The organism is Pontibacillus sp. ABV4_188 (assembly GCF_056311905.1).
On the sequence record NZ_CM149975.1, the window covers coordinates 2148955 to 2168308 of the forward strand.

Genomic DNA, 19354 nt, shown 5'->3' on the forward strand with positions numbered 1-19354 from the left:
AAGCCAGCTCCCTTTCATATACCTTATTTATTCGCTTTCTTCACTTCCAACACCTGTAATGAAGTTCGCGAGTTTGTCTAATTCTTCATCAGAACCTTGGAAAATGTTAGCAGGCATGCCACCAATTCCATTCTGTGCAATATCTTTAATCTCATCTGCAGAATACTCAACACCAATTAGTGCCGGACCATTTCCACCTTCAAGATTGTCACCGTGACAAGAAGCACAGTTTTGCGAGTAGATTTTGTATCCATCAGATGACTTATCAATTTCAACATCTTCTACAATTTGACCTGACTTTGCACGTTGTTCCCAATCAACATGATCTGCTGCTTCCCATGTTAGGAAAACTGTAGCAGCTAAACCAATTAACATCATAGCGTTCGCAATAGGACGTTCAAATGGCCGACGTCCCTTTCCTGTGTCTAAGAATGGAGCTAATAATAGCGCACCAAACGCAAGACCAGGAATTATAAATGCACCTAATACAATATAGGGTCCACTTGCAAACTCGTATTTTAAGAACTGGTAAAGGAATAAAAAGTACCAGTCTGGTAACGGAATGTAACCAGCATCTGTTGGATCAGCTAGTTTTTCAAGCGGTGATGGAGCCACAACCGTTAGTGTTAAAAATCCAATTAGGAAAACAGCACCAACCAGCCATTCTTTTAACAAGAAATTTGGCCAGAATGCCTCTGTTTTACCAGGGTATTCCGAATAGTCTTTTGGTATATTAGGTTTCTTCTCAGCCGGGACACGCGAGTCACCGACAAACTTCATACCTTTTCCCCTATGCACAGCGATCCCTCCTTTACATCAATGGAGTCCTATAGTGGACCAGAAATTCCTTGTTTACGAATCATAACAAAGTGCGCTGCCATTAATCCGAATAATGCAGCTGGCAGGAAGAATACGTGGATAGCAAAGAAACGAGTTAACGTTTGTGCCCCAACGATATCCGGGTCACCAGCTAGTAGTGTCTTCACTTCCGTACCAATAAGCGGCGTTTGTTCGGCGATTTGAAGACCTACTTGTGTAGCGAAGAATGCTTTATTATCCCAAGGAAGTAAATAGCCTGTGAAACCTAGACCGAGCATAACAAAGAAAATTAGTACCCCTACTACCCAGTTTAATTCACGAGGTTTCTTATAAGCCCCTTGGAAGAATACGCGTAATGTATGTAAGAACATCATCACGATTACGAGACTTGCACCCCAGTGGTGCATACCACGTACAATTTGACCGTAAGCTACCTCTTTTTGAAGGTAGTAAACAGACTCCCATGCGTTTTCAATGTCTGGTACATAATACATCGTCAAGAACATACCAGATAATACTTGAATAACCGTTACGAAGAACGTCAGTCCTCCGAAACAATAAACGAATGCTGAAAAATGATGAGCAGGGTTCACGTGTTCAGGAACTTCGTGATCCGCAATATCACGCCATAAAGGTGTAATATCGACACGCTCGTCCACCCAATCGTAAAGTTTTTGAAGCATGAATTACACCACCTTATTTGGAATGACTTCTCCTAAGTACAGCATGCCATCTTGAATTTTGACTTTGTATTGATCTAAAGGAGCTAATGGAGGTGTACCTGGTACGTTCTCTCCATTCTTCTCATAAAGACCCCCGTGGCAAGGACAGTAATATTGGTTATCGTTTCCTTGACCACCTTCCCATTTCACAATACAACCTAAGTGTTTACAAATTGGTGAAAATGCAATTACATCTCCACTTTCGTTTTTGTAAACCCATGCTGTTTTCGACACTTCAGATACATACCAAGCATCTTGTTGTTCGTAAGAGAAATCTACACGAGTTGGTTCTTCTGTAATGTTTTTAACTTCGGTACCCGTAGCGTGATATTCTCCACCTTCTTTTGGCTGAAGCACTGGATCCACTGCCATTCGAACCATCGGTGAAAGCATAGCCGCTGCCATAAACCCTCCTACACCTGTAAGCGTGTAGTTCAGAAACTGACGGCGGGATACTGGTTGTTTTTTATCGCTCATTGTTTTCCCCCCTCTATCCAATATGATCCAACATTCATGGTAAATATTCACACAGTTTACTAGGACATTATAATGATAGCGCAAACTAATAAGACGGTCAATATTGGAATTGAAATCGCTTTAGAAATTATTCTTGCCAATATGCTGTAATTAATTCGGTTACTTGTTCGATTTGAGATCTTAGTACTTTTTTAGCTTCTTCATTATGTATATCATGAACTTGAGGGATAGGCATCCAAATTAAAGAAGGATTAATCTTTCTTTCGACTTTTTTCCACTGGTGATCAAACGTAAAGAAAAGAAGATGCTTAAACCCTTCTACTTCCATTCGTTCTGCCCATTCATTGATACGCTCCATTTCTTTATCAATAGAACTCTCTTTTAGGTACGTAAAAGAAGGAGCCAAGAAAATCCTTCCCCTATATTCTTCTTCTACTTCTTTCATAAATAACGTTAACAGCTCAGACTGATTAGCCAACTGTGTAAGCTCTTTTTCTGAACCTGATAGTGAATACGGGATTAGTGGTACAATTCCTGTATCCACAAATTCTTTAGATTGTGAATATAAAGATACATCTTGTCCGTTCCATTTCATTGTCTTCCCCCCCTTCCAAACAATTCTTCCCTTTCATTATAGCCTCTCGGTCGTGAAATCGAAAGGTATAATCATCAAATCTGACATTGTTTTCTGAATATACCCTCTGTTAAAAAAATTAACCCCCTAATCAAATTAGGGAGTTACGTTTCTTTTCAATTCATTCAACTGCTCACTTAATCTCTCGAACGTTTCTCTATCACCGCTATCTAAAGCTCGGTCAATCTTTCTTCTAAGCTTTTGAGTTTGATAGTTCGAAATGGACGTCTGCAAAACCAATTCAGCTAATTCTTGATCCTTCTGGGTGATAAAGTAATCTTGAGGCATAAAAGGATTTTCCTCCAAAACGGCTGCATAAGAGGCGCTCTGGTGAGAATTTTTGAAGTTGAGTTGGATATAAACAGGTTCATTTCGATTCAAACGGATATCATGAAATGACTTTTCTGCGTCTGTTGTCATGATTTGATCCTTATAGAAACGGAAAGGTACTTCATCCACACAGTGAGTTGAAATAACAATACCTCTTGGACAGAACCGTGCTTCTTCCACAAAGTGTACGTTCTCCATAATCGAATCATGATTGATTAAATAGTTTAAGATCCATACACTTTCCCTGCGCTTTAATTGAAAATGATTCAAAAACCAACGAACAAATTCCTTCTTATCCTCTACCGAGACCGGCATTTTCACTTTTATGCCCTCCTTTTTTAACAGAGAAAAACTATTCCTCGTCTCCAGACTGTATACGGGCCATAAATGTCTCCACTTCTTCATCACTCGGTTCTATAGTGAGATATCGCTCAAATACGCTGTGAGCTTCCTTCACTCTTCCTTCTTCAACAAGGAAATACCCATATTCTTTAAGGAAGTCACTATCATCTTTAAAGGTATTATATGCTTCTTGATAGTTATTTAATGCCTCTTTAAAGTGTTCTAATTCATTATTTGCTTGAGCTAAATACCATTTGTACATAGGTTCTTCTTCATTCATTTCAGAGAGATGCTCTAATATGTCTTTGATGGCTTCATAATCCCCATCTTCTTTCAAGCGCTCTACTAAGAATAAGGCTGCTTCTTTAAAACCAGGATCGATTGATATAGACTGTCTTATATGCTGATATCCTTCTTGCTTCTTGGTTAGTCGAAAGGCGAGCATACCTGCTAAATAGAACAGATCCTTATTGAACTCATCTTTTTTTAGCCCCTTGTTCGCTGTATCATAGGCTTCTTCAATCATTCCTTCTCCTTCATACGCCTCTGCAAGTAAAGGATAAGCAGATTGGTAGAATGGGTCTTCCTCGATAAGTTTGGTCCACACTCGGATGGCGATATCTACCCGGTTAGCTTGATAAGCAGTGAAGCCGTAACGGAATAGAATATCCGGAGTCATGTCATCTGCGGCTTGGAAGTAATCTAAAGCCTGATCAAAGTCTCCTTCAATAGCAAATGCCTCCGCAAGACGTAAGGTAATGTCCGTTTCACCCATCTTTTGGTCACGACGTAACGCTTTCTCATAATAAGGGATACTCTTTTGATACTCACCCGTAGAGAAAGCAAGTTCGCCTAAAGCGAAATCGATAACAGGTTCATTAGGAGAAATATTTTTCGCTAACAATAGTTTCTGTTCAGAAACTTCAAAAAGACCTTGAGTTTGATAAAGATCTGCTAGTTGTACTAAGGCTCCTAAATATTGTTCATCCTCTTCAGGAATTTGGTTTAAAAGATCAATTGCCTTTTCATCGTCTTCTTGATCTACATAAATTTCAGCAAGTAAAAGCGTTAATTCATGTTCACCTGGATAACGTTGTTTAAGCTCCTCTAAAACGTCTTTAGCTTCTTCAACCATTCCCCACTGCATAAACATCTCTGCTATTGTATATTTCTCTTCATCACCTGCACGGGATAACTCTGTACGTAGTGTTTCTACAGCTTGCTCTGTTTTTCCTGCATTCATATATTGAATGGCTTGTTCTATGCCTTGCATGTCTACACCCTTTCATCAACTCATAAAATGGTTTGGGATGGAAGCTTTTCTATAACAACCAAGCCCTTCCATATCGTTTACCTCTACATGAGAACGAATAATTTGACCACGTAACACTGTAACACATGGAATAGCTTTATGATAAAACATTTGATCAGGTGTATCAATTTGTGTATGAGTTTGTGTCCGAAAAATATTAAAATCCGCATCACCTGAATACATAAATTCTCCCTTATATGGATAAATTCCTGTCGCTCTTAAATTTTCTTTTGCTATGGGACATTCATCCAAAACCTTAGGTAGCGTTCGAACATTGTGATATTTTGCTAAAGTTACCCACTCTTCATAAGAAACAGAGTTTTCCTTCGTTACTACTGGTGCGATTGGCAAAAAAGAAGGGTCTTGCGCTTGGGCAATCCACCCCCATAACTTACTATTTAACTCTTTCTTTGATTGAACTTGAAATAGTAGGAAAGGCACACGTTCGATCCCGAAGTAACGTACCATTTCAGGGGTCAACTTTGTAAGAGCTACGCGGGGGACAATCATATAATCAAGCCCAAGACCTTCTAACATATATTTCATCTGTTGGAATTCTTCTATCATATATCTTGTTGAAGTAATGGGACACTGAACAACCAACAGTGTTGTGCCCCTGAACATATAACGCCTTACAAGAGCGGACTGGTATTCCGTTTGATAAAGGGGAAACTGTAAGTCAATATGAACTTTACCAGGTGCAATCCAAAAAGGATCGATGACTGTGCTAAAGGTGGTTCGGTTTAATTTATAAGGCTGTATCCATTTCCCATCCTTTATCCCAAGCGTTATCGGTTTCCATTCTTTATTCACTAAAGCTTGCTCTGCTTGTATACAATAAGCCTTCATATAACTTGTCCCCTTTACTAGCTTTTGGTACAAGGTATGAAGGCTTTGTCTTTGTTATGCTTTTATTCTTAATACTATACTCTCAACAACTTACTCATTTATGGTTCGTTAAAGCATCTAAATGATCAAAGAAGTTTGGATAAGAAATCGAAATGCAAGATGGGTTATCTAACATGATTTTTTCTTCGCATGCAACAGATGCAACAGCTACCATCATTCCAATTCTGTGATCGTGATATGAAGAGTAAGTGCCACCACTCAATGGATTTGTAGACCCTTCAATGATCATTCCATCTTCAGTAGCTTCCACCTTAGCGCCCATTTGCTTAAGTGTATCTACAACAGCCTGGATACGGTCAGTTTCTTTGAACCTTAGTTCTTCTGCATCTTTAATAACAGTCTTCCCTTCAGCTCTCGAAGCCACAAGGGCAATAATTGGAAGCTCATCAATTAAACGAGGAATTAAATCACCTGATAATGTAGTCCCATGCATAGGTCCACCCTTTACAGTAATGTCACCTACTGGTTCATCTCCAATATGACGAGTAGTGTTTATTGTTATAGATACACCCATGTTCTTAAGAACATCTATGATTCCTGTACGGGTAGGGTTTAACCCCACATCTTTCAATGTAATTTCACTATTTTCTTTCAAAGCTGCTGCACACATAAAGAATGCGGCTGAAGATATATCACCAGGAACTTCGATATCCACCCCTGTCAACGTTTGACCTCCTGAAATATGAATGAGATCATCTTCTCTCTTTACTTCCACCCCAAACGCTTCTAACATACGTTCTGTATGATCTCTAGTCTTAACAGGCTCCATTATAGTCGTAGTACCATTAGCAAATAGACCAGCAAGTAAGATAGCTGATTTCACCTGAGCACTATTAACAGGCAAGCGATAATGAATAGGCTTTAACTCCTGACCTCTAATACCTAAAGGCAAAAGGTTCCCATGTTCCCTACCATCAATTAAAGCTCCCATTTCGCGTAATGGATCAACAACACGATTCATAGGACGCTTAGAGAGAGAAGGGTCCCCGAATAAAGTATAATGATTAGGTGTACCTGCTAGTATTCCAAGAAGTAAGCGAGTCGTTGTACCTGAATTACCTAAATTCAAAGGTGTTACCGATTCCAAAAGGCCATGTAGGCCCTTCCCCTCAATCTTTACCTCGTCACCATTCTGTTCAATAGGAATTCCCATTGATTGAAACACTTTTATTGTTGTTAAACAATCTTCACCTGTTAAAAAACGCTTTACTGTAGTCCTACCTTCTGCTAGAGAACCAAGCATAATAGCCCTGTGTGAGATTGACTTATCCCCCGGTACATGTATTGTTCCATTAAGGGTATGCGGTCTTGGTTTTATTTCCATTTGGTCCATATATTCACTACCTTTATTATTCAATAGTCACTTCATATCCGTTCGATTGTAGAAGGTTTTTGGCACGTTTTTGATCTTTCTCAGTTTGGAAACTTAGACGCAAAGCTCCTGTAATTCCTTCCCTGATTTCTAGTATCTGAATATTTACAATGCTGATGGTTTCCTGTGCCACAATGTGTGTAACTTCAGATAGCGCACCAGGTTGGTCATGAATATCTACATAAACATCATAAAAAGATGGGATTGCCCCTTTTTGCTTAACAGGAAGACCATCTCGATATTGTTTAGCTTGTTCTAAATACGTATGTAATTCATCATGTTCCAACGTCTCTACCAGTGATTTAAGGTGGTTCATCTCATGAATCCAATCAGTAAGGAGCGAAATCATCGTCTCTCGATTTTGGAAAAATATATCATTCCACATTTTAGGGTGACTAGAAGCAATTCTTGTAATATCCCTAAATCCACCCGCAGCAAGTTCATGTAAAAATGGATGTGTGCTATGCCACGACCGAGCTTGATGAACAAGTGCTGAGGCAATTAAATGAGGAAAATGAGATATAACCCCAGTCATCTGATCATGCGCTTCAACATCGACTGTAACGAAATAACTCTTTGTCGAGTGCAGTAGTTGCTCAAGCAAAGAGATGTGTTCTTCGTTGGCGTGTATACCAGGAATGAATAAATAATAAGCGTTTTCGAATAAATGAGCCTTAGCTGCTTCTATCCCATTCTTATGCGACCCTGCCATAGGATGACCGCCCACAAAGACAATTTGTTGATTGGTTAGTGACTGAGCCATGTCCATGACAGGCTTCTTAACAGAACACACGTCTGTTACAAGAACTTCTTTGTTTAATTGCATATCATTTAGCTTATGGATATAAGATCTAGTAATCGAAGTAGGAGTAGAAAGAAAAACAATATCCGCTTGCAATACCCCTTCTTCAAAGGAATGAACCTTTTGATCAATTATGTTATTTTCTAGTGAGTAATCAATTGCCTTTTCATTTCCGTCAAAACCTATTAGGGTTACATTCGTATTATTTTGCAGATTTAGGGCAATCGAACCGCCGATTAACCCTAAACCTACAACAAAAATTGTCGTGTTCTCCATCGCTTAGCTATTTTTTACCTTTGTCAATTTCTGTTCCATTGCAATCATTACTTCTTCCATGTGTTCTTTCTTTCCTATTGTTAAACGAATGGATTGCGGAATACCAAGGGCTTCACCAGAGCGAACAATGAATCCATTTTGTAAAAGGTGTTCGGTCATTTCATCACCTGTAATTGGTAAATGGATAAGTAAAAAGTTCGTTTCAGAAGGGTAGTAGCTTAGACCAAGACGGTGACAAAAAGCTTCTAACTCTTGTTTTGTTTCAACGTTTTGTTCAAATGTTTTCTCGATAAATGCTTTATCTTCCAATGCTAAAACAGCAGCGTGTTGTGCAATAACAGAAGTATTAAATGGTTCACGTGCAGGCTCAAGTTTAGTAATAATAGATTCTTGTGCTATTCCATATCCTATACGTAAAGCAGCAAGTCCATAGGCTTTTGAGAAGGTTCGAGTAACAATTAAATTCTCGTACTCTTTTAATGAATGAAGAGCATTTGGGAAATCTTCTGTGCCAACATACTCCATATAAGCCTCATCTAGAACAACAAGTACATCCTTAGGGCACTTATTCATAAACTGGTCAAACTCAGCTTGAGTAAATATGTTACCTGTAGGATTATTAGGGTTACATAACCAAATAACACGTGTTTGTTCATCAATTATTGATAACATTTCATCTAAATCATGATAGCCATTTACTAATGGTACTTCGCGAACTTCTGCGCCTTCAATTAGAGCATTGTGTCGGTATTGCGGAAAAGTTGGGGTTGCCATAATTGTATTGGTTCCTGGTTCTAAATAAGTGCGGCAAATGATTTGCATGATTTCATCAGACCCATTACCAAAGATCAATTTTGTCTCATCTACTTGAAGCTCCGCAGCTAGTTTCGTTCTTAACTTTCTAGCGTAGCCATCAGGATAGATTTCAAGATTCGTTACTGCATCTTGAAGGTGTTTCTGCACATGACTTGAAAAGCCGAACGGATTCTCATTAGAAGCTAACTTTATAATTCTCTCTAATCCATATGCTTCTTTTACCTCATCGATTGTTTTGCCTGGAACATATGGCTTTAATTGATTAAAAATTGGTTTTGTTCTCATGATAAACCCTTCCCTTCTTCTCGAATAAGATCCGGACGTAATTGCTTTGCTTCATACTGATAGATATGACGGATATCCTTTTGGTTAACTTCTGTATTCACGTGCATCATAACTCGAATACAACGTTCAAGAGATTGGGGAACCGGGATTTCTCTCATACACATCACCGGCACAAATGTCCAACCCTCTATTTTCCGAACCGCTTTTGCTGGAAATGTTGCATTTAAATCTTCTGTAGTTGAGATTTGAATTGATGCAACATCCTCTGGATCAATCTCATTCTCATCAATCATTTCTTCTAGCAATGCATGAGTATTTGTCACAATTTCCTCTGCTCTATTCTCCTTGACTGTCGTAGCTCCTCTAACTCCTCTAATCATACCTAACTCACCTCTTTGTGATACTCTTTTAATTCTTCTCTAATCTGATCTACTGTGAAGGAAACAACTTCCGGCTTACCCCGTTCGGATAATAACACCAATCTTATTTCTGATTGAATATTCTTCTTATCCCTTGTCATCCTATGTAGCAATTCATGTATGTTTAACTGATCTAATAAAGCAATAGGATAATTATGCTTACTAATCCATTCTCTAAACTTTTGGCGATTAAGGTCGGCATTATAGTAAGACTCACTAACTTTAAGAGCGAAGTCCATCCCTACAGCAACGGCCTCCCCGTGCGTGACCTTCCCATACCCTAGCTCGGCTTCAATGGCATGGCCTAGCGTATGACCAAAATTCAGAAAACGCCGAATACCTTGCTCCCTTTCATCATCAGATACAATCCTTGCTTTAACAGCGATCCCTTGGTATAGAATAGAATTAACTAAATCACTTTCCATATCTGAAAAACTATTCAATTTATAACATTGTTCTAAAAAAGCATGGTCTTTAGCAATCCAAGCATGTTTAATCACTTCAGCCATACCTGATCGCCATTCAATGTTACTTAGTGTACGTAAGGTTTCCGTATCGTAGATGACAGCAACTGGTTGATAGAAGTGTCCAATCAAATTCTTGCCAAGTTCATGATTAATAGCAACTTTTCCCCCTACGCTACTATCATGTGCGAGTAAAGTAGTTGGAACCTGAACATAATCTATGCCTCGCATATAACTAGCTGCTACATAACCAGCAAGATCACCTACTACTCCGCCACCAAGGGCAACAATTAAAGACTCCCGGTCTATACCATTTTCAATAGCTTTAGTATGACAATCATAGAAAACAGATAGACTTTTAGATTGTTCCCCAGCAGGGACAACGTAGCTTGATACGATCGTCTCCTTAGAAAAAGCATTCTTAACATCTTGTAGATATAAAGGGGCGACATGGCTGTCTGTTATCACGAAAACTTGCCTATACGAAGTAGGCAAGTAATCTGTAATTGAATGTCGTAAACCTTCTCCAATTGATATGGAGTATAGGCCAGAGTCATGTTCGACTTGTAGCTGCTTCATTAGAAGCACCTAATTTCTTCTCTGTATTGATCTATGCTTTCTTTTAATTTAGGGAACTGGTCATGCGGGAATTGTTCTGTTAGAGCACGCGCTAATTCCCATGCGACAACATGTTCCATTACCACTGCGGCAGCTGGGACTGCACACGAATCTGATCGTTCAATGCTTGCTTTAAATGGCTCTTTTGTTTCAATATCTACACTTTGTAATGGTTTATAAAGTGTAGGGATTGGTTTCATCACACCTTTTACAATTAAAGGCATGCCTGTAGTCATACCGCCCTCAAAACCACCTAAGCGATTGGTCTTACGGTAATAACCTCTACTTTCTGACCAAGCGATTTCATCATGAACTTCGCTACCATTGAGATGACCTGCTTCAAAGCCTACTCCGAACTCAACACCTTTAAAGGCATTAATGCTGACTACACTTCCAGCAATACGAGAATCAATTTTACGGTCGTACTGTACATAGGAGCCAATACCTGCTGGCATGCCCTCAACCATTACTTCTACAATACCTCCAATTGAATCCCCTTCTTGCTTTGCTGTATCAATTGCCTGCATCATTTTCTCTTCTGCCTCTTTATCGAGAGTTCTAACAGGTGAAGCTTCAGACATATCCTGACGTTCCTGTAGAGACATCGTTTCATCATAAGAAGCTGTGATACCACCAATTGTGTTCACATAGCCTGTAATCTTAATATCAAGTTCTGCAAGGAGTTTTTTCGCGATTGCCCCCGCTGCTACGCGTGCAGCAGTCTCTCTTGCAGAAGAACGCTCTAATACATTTCGCATATCTCTGTGACCATATTTTAATGCTCCGTTCAAATCAGCATGCCCAGGACGTGGGCGACTAATTGTGCGACGCACTTCTTCATCATCACCTATAGGGTCTTCTCCCATTATATTTCTCCAATGAGTAAAGTCATCGTTCGTTAGAACCAACGATATTGGAGAACCAAGTGTGTATCCATGTCGAACGCCACCTGTAATATTAATTAAGTCTTTCTCGATCTGCATACGGCGTCCTCGTCCATATCCACCCTGCCTGCGGATTAGTGATTCATTTATGTCCTCAGTTAGTAGTGGCATCAGGGAAGGAATCCCTTCTACGATTGTGGTAAGTTGTTTGCCGTGTGATTCGCCTGCAGTTAAATATCTCATCTAAACTCTCCTTTTCTCAGCTATACTTTATGAATTTTGTATTACTATATCATATCCTTTGGGACCTGTGTTCATCAAATATGAAAAATTGCACGATCTATCTAAATATCCAAAAAAGTCAGAATATTCACAGCAACATTAATAGTCAATCTTTTTCACCCTTTCTTCTTGTAGAAGAATGTATCAGCAATGTCAAATTGATAGTTATGGGAGTTAAAAATTTGTTCTGTACTTCCAACAAACAATAAACCATCTTTATTTAAGGATTCGCTAAAATGCTTATAGACCTCATTTTTTGCTGGTTCTGTGAAGTAAATTAAAACATTTCTACAAATAATCAGATCAAAATTAGATTCGTAAGGGTCAGAAAGTAGATTATGTTTCTTGAATGTTACAGTTTTCTTTATATCATCTGTTACTTCATACAAGTTACCAATCTGCTTAAAATATTTGGCCCTTATATCATAAGGGACTTCTTTTAAAGAACGCTCTGGGTAGACACCTGCTTTTGCGCGCTGCATCACGTTCTCATCGATATCTGTAGCAAGTATATGGATATCTTTCAAGGGAAAATAACGACTAAGGACCATCGCAATTGTATATGGCTCCTCGCCAGTTGAACAAGCTGCACTCCAAACCTTCAAAGACTTCTTCCCTCTCATTAAATCAGGCAACAGTTTAGTTTCTAGTATTTCCCAACGTTTTTGGTTCCTATAAAATTCAGAAACATTTATGGTCATTCGATCTAGAAATTCAAAAAATAAATCTTCATCTTTTGAAATAGCTTGAAAGTATCGCTCAAAGCTAGCAAATCCTCTTTTATCTCGTAAGGTTGTCAACCTACGTTTCATTTGCCCCTCTTTATACAAAGAGAGATCTACTCCAGTTTTACGCCTTACTTGTTTTATAAATCCATAGTAGTCATCTGCCATTTATCTCTTTCTCCTCCACTCTAATGCCTCATCTCTCAATCCCTATATTAATAAAAAGAACACACATTGTAAGTATACTCGAAGAATGCTATGTTAAAAAGCTTAATACACATTTCACATTCATACCTTCAATTTCATCTTAAGAAGAAATTGAAGGTAAAAAAGCAAGAGGCCGCAATCTAAAATCGATTACGGCCTCTTGCTTATATCCTTTGTTTTCTCTAACTTACTATTCAGGCCAAGATCACGTTGCTGAATGATAAGTCTAGTAAAGCCAGTTTTGATCGTTTTTCTCATAGTTGAGTATTTCTTCACCATTGAAAAACAGACCTATTTCTCGTTGTGCGCTTTCTGGAGAATCGGAACCGTGAATAACATTCTTACCTACCGTTAATCCAAAGTCCCCTCTCACAGTACCCAGCATTGCTTCTGAAGGGTTGGTTTTCCCCATCATTTGACGAGCTGTAGCAATAACATTTTCACCTTCCCATACCATAGCAAAAACAGGGCCAGATGTGATGAAATCAACAAGTTCACCAAAGAAAGGCTTTTCTTTGTGTTCGCCATAATGTTCTTCAGCCAGGCTTGATGGAATTTGCATTAACTTCCCACCAGCTAATTTAAATCCCTTCTTCTCAAACCTGTTTACAATATCCCCGATTAAATTTCGTTGTACTCCGTCTGGTTTGACCATAATGAACGTTTTTTCCATTTTCTCCACCTCTTAGTTATGTAGAATTATGAAAGCGTTTAAATGTTTAACCAGATGAAATTCTATCAAATTTTCGGAAAAGTAGCAAACGTTTTCTTAAGATTTTCGTTTGCCTATATATTTAGCAATTTTCATAAAGGTTTGTTTTTCCTTTTGATCAGGCAGAGCATCCAGAGCTTCATATGCTTTTTCTAAATATTGTTCGCTTAAGTCGAGGGATTGCTCAATAGCACCTGAACCTTTAATTTTAGCAATCACCCAAGACATGTCGTCTTTAGTAACATCATGTTTTTGAAACAAATCTTTCAGTTCTTGCTTAAAAGTCTCGTCTTGATGAATAGCATACAGTACAGGAATGGTAATATTCCCTTGCATCAGATCGCTTCCAGCGGGCTTGCCGAGCTCCTTTTCTGTTGCAGTGAAATCTAAAACATCATCAATCACCTGGTAAGACATACCTACATAATATCCGTACTTAAATAGAGCCATTTCAACCCTTTCGTTTGCTCCGGCAGCAACAGCTCCAAGACGACAGCTTACAGCAATTAAGAGGGCCGTTTTACGTTTGATTCTACGGAGATATGTACGTAAATTTTGTTCCCAATTAAATTTGTCCTTAATTTGCTCTATTTCACCAACACAAACCTCAACGATTGTTTTAGAAAGAATCTGGTGAGCCTTTACGTTTTCTAAATTAGACAAACTCTCAATGGCTCTGGCAAATATGTAATCCCCTGAATACATTGCCACTCGATTATCCCACTTAGCTTTAATCGTTTGCTCTCCTCTTCTAAGCTCAGCATCATCTATTACATCATCATGCACAAGAGAAGCCATATGAATAAGTTCTAAAGCCACAGCCACATGTTGGATTCTTTCAATGTCATAGTTGCCAAACTTAGCCGCTAATAAAACAAAAACAGGACGGATTCGCTTTCCTCCTGCCTGTAACAATTGGGTAGAAGCTTCTCTTAAAATACTATGATCAGCCTGAATAGTCGTATTAAGAGTATTTTCTATTTTATCAATATCTTGTTTTAAGTATGGATAGATCATCGCTAATTTCATTGGAGTCACCTTTATATCATTTTCTTACTTCAACGGCTTAGTTCCGAGATGCATCGCAGCAACTCCACCCGTGTAACCTTTTACTTCAACATCTTTTAATCCAGCTTCTTCAAACATCTTTTTTAATTCCAGTCTACCAGGAAAATCTTTCGCAGACTCCTGAAGCCATGAATATTCTTCATAACTCTTTGCAAACAGACGACCTAAGAAAGGCATAATATGCTGAAAGTAAAAATAATAGGCCTGCCTAAACCCTATAGCAGTGGGCTGTGATGTCTCTAGACACACAACTAAACCTCCTGGCTTGACTACCCGAGTCATTTCCTTCAGGACTTGCAAATAGTCTGGGACATTTCTAAGCCCAAAACCGATCGTAGCATAATCAAAACTATTCTCTTCATAAGGAAGTTCCATTGCATTCCCATGTTTGAAATCGACGTAATCTAGGCCCTGGTTGTTTTTCTTCTCGACACCTACACTTAGCATATTTTCACTAAAATCAAGACCCACGACCTTACCTTTAGCTCCAACTTTCTCTGCAAGTGCTAATGTCCAATCGCCTGTCCCACAGCAAACATCGATTGCACATTCTCCTTTTTGAACGTTCATCCGATTCATTACGTCTTTACGCCACGCTTTATGACGTTGAAAGGAGATAATTGAGTTCATAACATCATAGCGATTATAAATTTTCTCAAAAACATGATGAACACGTTGTGATTTCGTTTGTTGATCCATTGTTTATCCTTCCTCCACAGCTTGATGTTTCAAATAAAATGAATGGTATATATGATGCTGGAGGTACGTTTTTAAAGTACTAAAGCTACCTGGCAAATGAGTCAGAGATTGCTCAACAGAAACCATTTGGTTCTTCATATACTTCTCTATTGTTCGCAGTGCTTGTGCTCCATTTTGATGAACAAGTGTACTTTTAATAAGTAATTCAATCAAAGGGGAATTTTCACGTTTTCGGAAACGACGATCTTCATATTGCAACCTTTTGGCTAAAAGCCAATCTCCTGCTACTTTATTCATCATTGGTTGGTTTACGAATTCAGCTACACGTTGAATTAATAACGACTCCACTTGTTTTAAAGCATCCATTACTTGAGCAATAGAAGGAAAATCCTGATTGTATATTTTCATTTTCAATTCATTGATCTCTTTAATGGCAGAAGCTAGTGTATGAATCATTGGTAAATCCTCTATTTTAGACAAAAGGTAATAATATAACCCACTGTAATAGTCACCAGCTAATACGGTAAGCTGACGACTCTTTGTTACATGGTCCTCTTCGTTCAATGTTGAAGAATTCACAAGTTCATGAGTATCTAAAGCTATTTGTACTAGCATCGTTGAAATTATATAATGCTTCTGCTTGTCTTCACTTAGATCTGTATCTTGCAATAAAGACGTTAGAAACATGAGTTTATCTTCACAGATTACGGGATCAGATATATATTTGGCTAAATAAGGATGTTGGATTTGATGTTCAATACTAGTTCTTAAGTGTTCAATATTCACATTTGTATGATTCACTGACATCACCCAAAACCTTTCGTGCCGTATCTCGGCTAACTCTCGTCTATTATAGCATATCTAACAGTCTCAACACATTTATAAGTACCTATAGTGTGCCCATTAATTCTAAATCATTATATGTATAAAAGAAAAAGCAGAGCGTTCAGGTCACTCTGCCTCGGTGTTCATCTCGCCGTGACTTGTCTGAATTACTGCTTTACCTCTAACTTTAACTGCTGAGGTGTGTTCTGTGAACTGGGCAATCATAACCTCACCAGTATCGAGTTTCTCGGAATGATGGAATCGTGTATCCGTCCCCCTAGTGAGGCCAATTACATTGACTCCATCCTCAAGCGCTTTAATCACAAAAAAATCTCCGCTAGACTTTTGGTTGCTCATCTCAATCCTCCTAGAGCTAATCTTTATTTACTATCTCTCAAAATAACATGCGTGTCAATTCATATACATCAAGTTAAGTGTCTAAATGTGAAAATAAGGCTGACCCCTAAAATTGAGTCAGCCTTACTCATTACGCCCTATATGTAATTACTTTACGGAATCCTTAAGGGCTTTACCTGGTTTAAATGCTGGTACTTTGCTAGCAGAAATCTCGATTTCTTTGCCAGTCTGTGGGTTACGACCTTTACGAGCCGCACGCTCACGTACTTCAAAGTTACCAAAACCAATAAGTTGTACTTTATCACCGTCTTTAAGCGTTTCAGTGATTGAATCAAAAACTGCATCTACAGCTTTTGTAGCATCTTTTTTAGAAAGATCACTTTTCTCTGCAACTGCATTGATAAGATCTGTCTTGTTCATGCTATTCACCTCCTCCCAGGAAATGGTTACGCATTCATTAGTGCCAAGTTGGAAACATGTTGTTACCTACATTTGTGCACATTTTTGTAACGTCTTATACGTATTTTCACCAAGAAAACTTGATGACAAGCCTTATATTAAACGATGAAGAAGATGATTTCAATAAAAACAGTAAACTTTCTTTAACAAAAAGACTGATATACCAAGACTTCAAGCCCTTTTAAGCATATAATACAATTATTTTCATAATAATCGCACAAAAGCTACATCCCTTGATATGAAAGGCTTTTAGCCATATGGATAAGTTTTCTATTTTACATCTATTAGGGAATTACCCTCTCTTTAAAATTTCTTTTAAAAAAAATAAAAAAAGCGGTGGTTAACCGCTTATAAAATAATCGCGATTAACCCTCCGCTGCCTTCATTAATGATTCTTTCGAGCGTTTCTTTTAATTTATATCGAGCATTTTCAGGCATTAATGCAAGTTTAGCACCAATCCCCTCACGTACAATAGAACTTAATGAACGACCAAATATATCTGAATTCCAGATTGATAATGGATCTTCTTCAAAGTCCTGCATTAGATATCGAACCAATTCTTCACTTTGTTTTTCAGTTCCTATAATCGGTGCAAATTCAGATTCAACATCGACTTTCACCATATGAATGGATGGGGCTACAGCCTTCAATCGAACTCCAAACCTTGAGCCCTGACGGATAATCTCCGGCTCATCTAAAAACATATCTTCAAGAGCTGGGGCTGCAATACCATAACCTGTCTGTTTCACCATTTGAAGAGCTTCTGACACTTGGTCATACTCTCGTTTGGCATGAGCAAAGTCTTGCATAAGTTGGAGCAAGTGATCTTTACCCCTTATTTCTTCCCCTACAATTTCTTTTAGTACTTGGTCATAAAGATAATCTGGTGCTTGAAGGTCAATCTCAGCTACCCCTTCACCCATCTCCATTCCAGCTAACTGAGCCTTGTCAATATAATCGTAATCCGAGAATTGCCCGACCACTCGGTCTACATCTCTCAATCTCTTAATGTCTTTCACGGTATCTTGAATAGCATCCTGATAGTTTTTACGTAACCAATGCCCTTCATTCAGTACCATTACCCAACTAGGTAAGTTAACATTAACTTCTAGAACAGGAAATTCGTATAATGCTTCACGTAGAACATTGTAGACATCACTTTCCCTCATCCCTTCTACACTCATAGAAATGACAGGTATATCATATTTTTCCTGTAATTGTTTTCTTAACAATTCAGTGTCCTGGTGATGAGGGCGAACGGAGTTTATAATCATAATATACGGCTTTCCAACCTCTTTTAATTCTTCAACTACTCTTTCCTCAGCTTCTACATAATCTACTCTCGGAATTTCTCCTATTGTGCCATCAGTAGTTACAACTACCCCAATTGTAGAGTGCTCTGTGATTACTTTTCTTGTTCCGATTTCTGCCGCATCATGAAATGGTATAGGTTCCTCATACCATGGAGTATTAATCATCCGAGGGCCGTTTTCATCTTCGTAACCTTTGGCTCCTTCAACTGTATATCCAACACAATCTACAACTCTGAAATTCACATCCAAGCCTTCGTCCACATGAACTTGAACGGCTTGATTTGGTACAAACTTCGGCTCAGTAGTCATGATTGTCTTACCAGCTGCAGATTGAGGAAGTTCATCCTGGGCTCGTGCACGTTCACCTTCATCTTGGATATTTGGAAGGACAACAAGCTCCATAAACTTTTTAATAAAGGTTGATTTGCCTGTTCGCACCGCTCCTACAACACCTAAATAAATATCTCCATCAGTCCGTTTAGAAATGTCTTTAAAAACATCAACTCTTTCCAAGTGATCCCCTCCCGATCCATTTACTTCCCTTGGACAAACAAATGATGAGTGCTAACGAATCTTTGCATTACAAGTCTATGATGTTGTCCTACTGTTTTATGACTTGTTTTTAAAACCTCGCTAATAGAATCTAGTCCAGTCAAAGGTTGATTCCTTTTGACCTACTACTATTGTTACTATATAAAAATCACAGACTGATTATGCTATAGTTTTGCAGGTTGACGTAAATTTTCTATACCTTGTTCAAGAATAGGGCAGGATTGTTGAAGACTGAGACACTTAGTCAGGATAGGTCCTTTGCGATAAAAGAGGTTGGGCAGGCTTGGGGACAACTCGCTTTCCTGCGGGGAGCTGGGAAGCCTCCTCAATCGCTTCGCGCTTTCCGGGGTCTCCCCTTGTTTAAAAGTGCAGGCGTGGTGCCTAGGACCGTACGGACAAGACAGCTTTTTGGAAAAGGCGATCAGCCTTTGTAAAAAAGATGACTTGTCTCGCTAGGTCCTCCGCGCCGGAACTCGATAGGCTCCTTACCCCGCGGGAGTCTCGCAGTCCCCAAGCCAGCCCTGACGCTAATTAGGTGGTCGGACCCACTTATTATAGTTGCTCTTAAGCTCCCTGCCTCACAAATCTGGCTCGTTTCCGTCTCTCCCCATTCGGCAAAGGTGGGCCTGGAAATCGCGAGACTCCTGTGGGAGAAAGGGGTCGACGAGACCCC

21 protein-coding genes are annotated in these 19354 nt (G+C 38.9%); all 21 read right to left on the reverse strand.

All coding sequences use genetic code 11. The features are described from left to right. Positions 1-27: 27 nt before the first annotated feature. Entirely contained in the window at positions 28-798 is a 771-nt protein-coding gene (locus ACYX4O_RS10990) for a menaquinol-cytochrome c reductase cytochrome b/c subunit (RefSeq protein ID WP_188650265.1), read from the reverse strand. Between the two features lie 29 nt (positions 799-827). Then, the gene (qcrB, locus tag ACYX4O_RS10995) at positions 828-1502 is read right to left on the reverse strand and encodes a menaquinol-cytochrome c reductase cytochrome b subunit (protein ID WP_036779379.1); all 675 of its coding nucleotides are present in this window, start codon (positions 1500-1502) and stop codon (positions 828-830) included. Between the two features lie 3 nt (positions 1503-1505). After that, positions 1506-2018: a Rieske (2Fe-2S) protein gene (locus ACYX4O_RS11000; RefSeq protein WP_476350846.1), complete on the reverse strand. Its 513-nt coding sequence runs from the start codon at positions 2016-2018 to the stop codon at positions 1506-1508. A 127-nt stretch (positions 2019-2145) separates the two neighbouring features. Then, positions 2146-2613, reverse strand: a complete 468-nt coding sequence (locus ACYX4O_RS11005) for a DUF2487 family protein (RefSeq protein ID WP_476350848.1) — start codon at positions 2611-2613, stop codon at positions 2146-2148. 135 nt (positions 2614-2748) lie between these two features. Beyond that, positions 2749-3303: a ReoY family proteolytic degradation factor gene (locus ACYX4O_RS11010; RefSeq protein ID WP_476350850.1), complete on the reverse strand. Its 555-nt coding sequence runs from the start codon at positions 3301-3303 to the stop codon at positions 2749-2751. 31 nt (positions 3304-3334) lie between these two features. Continuing rightward, the gene (locus ACYX4O_RS11015; RefSeq protein ID WP_476350852.1) at positions 3335-4597 is read right to left on the reverse strand and encodes a tetratricopeptide repeat protein; all 1263 of its coding nucleotides are present in this window, start codon (positions 4595-4597) and stop codon (positions 3335-3337) included. Between the two features lie 15 nt (positions 4598-4612). Further along, a complete protein-coding gene (locus tag ACYX4O_RS11020; protein WP_476350854.1) occupies positions 4613-5485 on the reverse strand; it encodes a hypothetical protein in 873 nt (290 codons plus the stop codon). Between the two features lie 94 nt (positions 5486-5579). Beyond that, the gene (aroA, locus tag ACYX4O_RS11025) at positions 5580-6869 is read right to left on the reverse strand and encodes a 3-phosphoshikimate 1-carboxyvinyltransferase (protein WP_476357091.1); all 1290 of its coding nucleotides are present in this window, start codon (positions 6867-6869) and stop codon (positions 5580-5582) included. A gap of 25 nt (positions 6870-6894) precedes the next feature. After that, positions 6895-7995, reverse strand: a complete 1101-nt coding sequence (locus ACYX4O_RS11030; RefSeq protein WP_476350856.1) for a prephenate dehydrogenase — start codon at positions 7993-7995, stop codon at positions 6895-6897. Positions 7996-7998: 3 nt separating this feature from the next. Next, positions 7999-9096: a histidinol-phosphate transaminase gene (hisC, locus tag ACYX4O_RS11035; protein ID WP_476350858.1), complete on the reverse strand. Its 1098-nt coding sequence runs from the start codon at positions 9094-9096 to the stop codon at positions 7999-8001. Next, the gene (gene aroH / locus ACYX4O_RS11040) at positions 9093-9476 is read right to left on the reverse strand and encodes a chorismate mutase (protein WP_476350860.1); all 384 of its coding nucleotides are present in this window, start codon (positions 9474-9476) and stop codon (positions 9093-9095) included. The genes hisC and aroH overlap by 4 nt, the downstream gene beginning before the upstream one ends. Before the next feature lie 2 nt (positions 9477-9478). Further along, positions 9479-10558, reverse strand: a complete 1080-nt coding sequence (gene aroB / locus ACYX4O_RS11045; protein ID WP_476350862.1) for a 3-dehydroquinate synthase — start codon at positions 10556-10558, stop codon at positions 9479-9481. Next, complete coding sequence (gene aroC / locus ACYX4O_RS11050) at positions 10558-11724, reverse strand: chorismate synthase (RefSeq protein ID WP_476350864.1); 1167 nt, start codon at positions 11722-11724, stop codon at positions 10558-10560. Before aroC ends, aroB begins: the two co-directional genes overlap by 1 nt. Before the next feature lie 155 nt (positions 11725-11879). Further along, on the reverse strand, positions 11880-12656 hold the full coding sequence (locus ACYX4O_RS11055; protein ID WP_476350866.1) for a CheR family methyltransferase: 777 nt from the start codon (positions 12654-12656) through the stop codon (positions 11880-11882). Between the two features lie 265 nt (positions 12657-12921). Next, entirely contained in the window at positions 12922-13368 is a 447-nt protein-coding gene (ndk, locus tag ACYX4O_RS11060) for a nucleoside-diphosphate kinase (protein WP_476350868.1), read from the reverse strand. A 96-nt stretch (positions 13369-13464) separates the two neighbouring features. Next, complete coding sequence (gene hepT / locus ACYX4O_RS11065; protein WP_476350870.1) at positions 13465-14436, reverse strand: heptaprenyl diphosphate synthase component II; 972 nt, start codon at positions 14434-14436, stop codon at positions 13465-13467. Between the two features lie 24 nt (positions 14437-14460). Next, positions 14461-15174: a demethylmenaquinone methyltransferase gene (gene menG, locus ACYX4O_RS11070; RefSeq protein ID WP_476350872.1), complete on the reverse strand. Its 714-nt coding sequence runs from the start codon at positions 15172-15174 to the stop codon at positions 14461-14463. A gap of 3 nt (positions 15175-15177) precedes the next feature. Beyond that, positions 15178-15981, reverse strand: a complete 804-nt coding sequence (locus tag ACYX4O_RS11075) for a heptaprenyl diphosphate synthase component 1 (RefSeq protein ID WP_476350874.1) — start codon at positions 15979-15981, stop codon at positions 15178-15180. Between the two features lie 144 nt (positions 15982-16125). After that, positions 16126-16356 carry a trp RNA-binding attenuation protein MtrB gene (gene mtrB, locus ACYX4O_RS11080; RefSeq protein WP_036779413.1) on the reverse strand — a complete coding sequence of 77 codons (231 nt, stop codon included), beginning with the start codon at positions 16354-16356 and terminating at the stop codon, positions 16126-16128. A 147-nt stretch (positions 16357-16503) separates the two neighbouring features. Further along, a complete protein-coding gene (locus ACYX4O_RS11085; protein ID WP_231416656.1) occupies positions 16504-16776 on the reverse strand; it encodes an HU family DNA-binding protein in 273 nt (90 codons plus the stop codon). A 387-nt stretch (positions 16777-17163) separates the two neighbouring features. Further along, positions 17164-18642, reverse strand: a complete 1479-nt coding sequence (spoIVA, locus tag ACYX4O_RS11090; protein WP_476350877.1) for a stage IV sporulation protein A — start codon at positions 18640-18642, stop codon at positions 17164-17166. Positions 18643-19354 lie beyond the last annotated feature (712 nt).

Coding starts and splice junctions, on each gene's coding strand:
- qcrB (WP_036779379.1), bottom strand. CDS start 1,502: ATGCTTCAAAAACTTTACGATTGGGTGGACGAGCGTGTCGATATTACA.
- ACYX4O_RS11000 (WP_476350846.1), bottom strand. CDS start 2,018: ATGAGCGATAAAAAACAACCAGTATCCCGCCGTCAGTTTCTGAACTAC.
- ACYX4O_RS11005 (WP_476350848.1), bottom strand. CDS start 2,613: ATGAAATGGAACGGACAAGATGTATCTTTATATTCACAATCTAAAGAA.
- ACYX4O_RS11015 (WP_476350852.1), bottom strand. CDS start 4,597: ATGCAAGGCATAGAACAAGCCATTCAATATATGAATGCAGGAAAAACA.
- ACYX4O_RS11020 (WP_476350854.1), bottom strand. CDS start 5,485: ATGAAGGCTTATTGTATACAAGCAGAGCAAGCTTTAGTGAATAAAGAA.
- aroA (WP_476357091.1), bottom strand. CDS start 6,869: ATGGAAATAAAACCAAGACCGCATACCCTTAATGGAACAATACATGTA.
- ACYX4O_RS11030 (WP_476350856.1), bottom strand. CDS start 7,995: ATGGAGAACACGACAATTTTTGTTGTAGGTTTAGGGTTAATCGGCGGT.
- hisC (WP_476350858.1), bottom strand. CDS start 9,096: ATGAGAACAAAACCAATTTTTAATCAATTAAAGCCATATGTTCCAGGC.
- aroH (WP_476350860.1), bottom strand. CDS start 9,476: ATGATTAGAGGAGTTAGAGGAGCTACGACAGTCAAGGAGAATAGAGCA.
- aroB (WP_476350862.1), bottom strand. CDS start 10,558: ATGAAGCAGCTACAAGTCGAACATGACTCTGGCCTATACTCCATATCA.
- aroC (WP_476350864.1), bottom strand. CDS start 11,724: ATGAGATATTTAACTGCAGGCGAATCACACGGCAAACAACTTACCACA.
- ACYX4O_RS11055 (WP_476350866.1), bottom strand. CDS start 12,656: ATGGCAGATGACTACTATGGATTTATAAAACAAGTAAGGCGTAAAACT.
- ndk (WP_476350868.1), bottom strand. CDS start 13,368: ATGGAAAAAACGTTCATTATGGTCAAACCAGACGGAGTACAACGAAAT.
- hepT (WP_476350870.1), bottom strand. CDS start 14,436: ATGAAATTAGCGATGATCTATCCATACTTAAAACAAGATATTGATAAA.
- menG (WP_476350872.1), bottom strand. CDS start 15,174: ATGGATCAACAAACGAAATCACAACGTGTTCATCATGTTTTTGAGAAA.
- ACYX4O_RS11075 (WP_476350874.1), bottom strand. CDS start 15,981: ATGTCAGTGAATCATACAAATGTGAATATTGAACACTTAAGAACTAGT.
- mtrB (WP_036779413.1), bottom strand. CDS start 16,356: ATGAGCAACCAAAAGTCTAGCGGAGATTTTTTTGTGATTAAAGCGCTT.
- ACYX4O_RS11085 (WP_231416656.1), bottom strand. CDS start 16,776: ATGAACAAGACAGATCTTATCAATGCAGTTGCAGAGAAAAGTGATCTT.